The sequence below is a fragment of the Oryzihumus sp. genome (assembly GCF_054325275.1).
Genome location: NZ_JBTCWL010000134.1, coordinates 1 through 2,270 on the forward strand (window position 1 = coordinate 1; position 2,270 = coordinate 2,270).

At 72.8% G+C, this 2,270-nt stretch carries 3 protein-coding genes; all 3 read left to right on the forward strand.

The window, feature by feature from the left end; genetic code table 11:
- The first annotated feature begins 137 nt into the window (after positions 1–137).
- Complete coding sequence (locus tag ACXVGS_RS18980) at positions 138–1,013, forward strand: FAD binding domain-containing protein (RefSeq protein WP_458528632.1); 876 nt, start codon at positions 138–140, stop codon at positions 1,011–1,013.
- Positions 1,010–1,525: a (2Fe-2S)-binding protein gene (locus tag ACXVGS_RS18985; RefSeq protein ID WP_458528633.1), complete on the forward strand. Its 516-nt coding sequence runs from the start codon at positions 1,010–1,012 to the stop codon at positions 1,523–1,525. The genes ACXVGS_RS18980 and ACXVGS_RS18985 overlap by 4 nt, the downstream gene beginning before the upstream one ends.
- Positions 1,522–2,270, forward strand: a 749-nt coding sequence (locus ACXVGS_RS18990) for a molybdopterin cofactor-binding domain-containing protein (protein WP_458538224.1), incomplete at its 3' end; no start/stop codon positions are given. The genes ACXVGS_RS18985 and ACXVGS_RS18990, both read left to right, overlap by 4 nt.

Genomic DNA, 2,270 nt, shown 5'->3' on the forward strand with positions numbered 1-2,270 from the left:
ACGCCGATCTTCGGGATCGGCGTGGCCCACGTGCCATTCGGGGGCAGGATTGACGGCAGAAGTTGCCAACATCACTCGCCCGCAGCGGTGAGCCCGTCCCATATCCACACCCCAGCACGCAAGGCAGGATCGTCACGGTGAAGCCCTCCCCCTTCGTCCACCACGCGCCTCGCAGCGTCGCCGAGGCGGTCGCGGTCCTGGCCGAGGTCGGGCACGACGGCAAGGTCCTCGCCGGCGGCCAGAGCCTCATCCCGATCCTCAACATGCGCCTGGCCGCGCCGGGCCACCTCGTGGACATCAACCGGGTCGCCGGGCTGGACACCGTCGAGGTCACCGACGACGCGGTGCGGATCGGCGCCCTGGTGCGCCACTCCCAGCTCGAGCGGCACGACGGCGCGTTCGCCGCGAACCCCCTGCTGCGCCAGGCCCTGCGCAACGTGGCGCACCCCGCGATCCGCAACCGCGGCACCACCACCGGCTCCATCGCGCACGCCGACCCCTCCGGGGAGATGCCGGCCGTGCTGGCGCTCACCCAGGGGTATGTCGAGGCGGCCAGTGCCGCAGGCACCCGCGAGATCGCGGCCGCGGACTTCTTCCTCGGCCCGCTGGAGTCCTGCCTCACCGAGGGCGAGATGGCCACCGGGGTCCGCTTCGGCCGCTTCCCGGCCGGCACCGGCACCGCGTTCGCCGAGAGCGCCCGGCGCCACGGCGACTACGCCCTCGCCGGGGTCGCCGCGGCGGTCACGGTCACCGACGGTGTGGTCACCACGGTGCGCGCGGCGTTCGTCTCGGTCACGCCGACCCCGGACGTCCTCGACCTGACCGAGGCCTTCGCCGGGCGCGAGGTCGCCGACGTCGACTGGGCCAAGGCCGCCGAGATGGCCCGTGACCACGTCGACCCCGACGGCGACATCCACGCCACCGCCGACTACCGCCGCATGCTCGCCGGCGTCCTGACCACCCGCGTCCTCACCGAGGCCGCGGCCACCGCTCTCGAAGGCCAGACCCGATGACCGACACCACCTCGACCGTCGAGCAGCAGCTCGAGATCACGCTGCGCGTCAACGGCGTCGCCCGCACCGCGACCGCGCCGGCGCGGCGCCTGCTCTCGGACTTCCTGCGCCACGACCTGCGGCTGACCGGCACACACGTCGGCTGCGAGCACGGCGTCTGCGGCGCCTGCACCGTCCTCGTCGACGGCCAGCCGATGCGCTCCTGTCTGATGTTCGCGGTCACCGCCCAGGACCACGAGATCACGACGGTCGAGGGCCTGGCTCCCGACGCGGAGCAGATGAGCCCGGTGCAGCAGGCGTTCACCGAGTGCCACGGCCTGCAGTGCGGCTTCTGCACCCCGGGCTTCCTGACGACCATCTCGGCATACCTGCAGGAGAACCCGGACCCGACCGAGGCCGAGGCGCGCGAGTGCATCTCGGGCAACCTCTGCCGCTGCACGGGCTACCAGAACATCGTGAAGTCGGTGCTGCGCGCGGCCGAGATCACCCGCGAGCGGGAGGCGGGCGCATGACCACGCGGATGTTCGGCGCCCCGGTCCACCGCACGGAGGACCCGCGGCTGGTCACCGGCAACGGCCGCTACCTCGACGACCTCGGCCACGACGCGCTCGCCGCGGCCTTCGTGCGCAGCCCCTACGCGCACGCGCGGATCACCGACATCGACGTCTCCGAGGCGATCGACGTCGAGGGCGTCGTGGCGATCTACACCTACGAGGACCTCGACGGCAAGACCGCCGAGCGCCTGCCGCTGCTCATCCCGCACCCCACGCTGACCAACCCGATGACGGGCTACCCCCTGGCCCCGGAGCTGGTCAACCATGTCGGCGAGCCGGTGGCCATGGTCGTGGCGACCGACCGCTACGTCGCCGAGGACGCCTGCGAGCGGATCCGGGTGGAGTACGAGCAGCTGCCCGTCGTCGTCGGCATCGAGGCCGCCCGCTCCGGCGAGGCGCTCGTGCACGAGGAGGCGCCGGGCAACGTCGCGGCGCACATGGTCCAGGAGGTCGGCGACACCGCGGCGGCGATCGCGGCCGCCCCGCACCGGCTCACCCTGGCCCTGGAGATCGAGCGCAGCGCCTGCATGCCGATGGAGGGCAAGGGCGTCTACGCCCGCTGGGACAGCGACGAGCAGAGCCTTCGCATCTACTCCTCCACCCAGACGTCCACGGGCGTGCGGGCCGCGGTCGCGGCCAAGCTCGGTATGCCGCTGGCCAAGGTCGAGTGCATCGCCCCGGATGTGGGCGGCGGCTTCGGGGT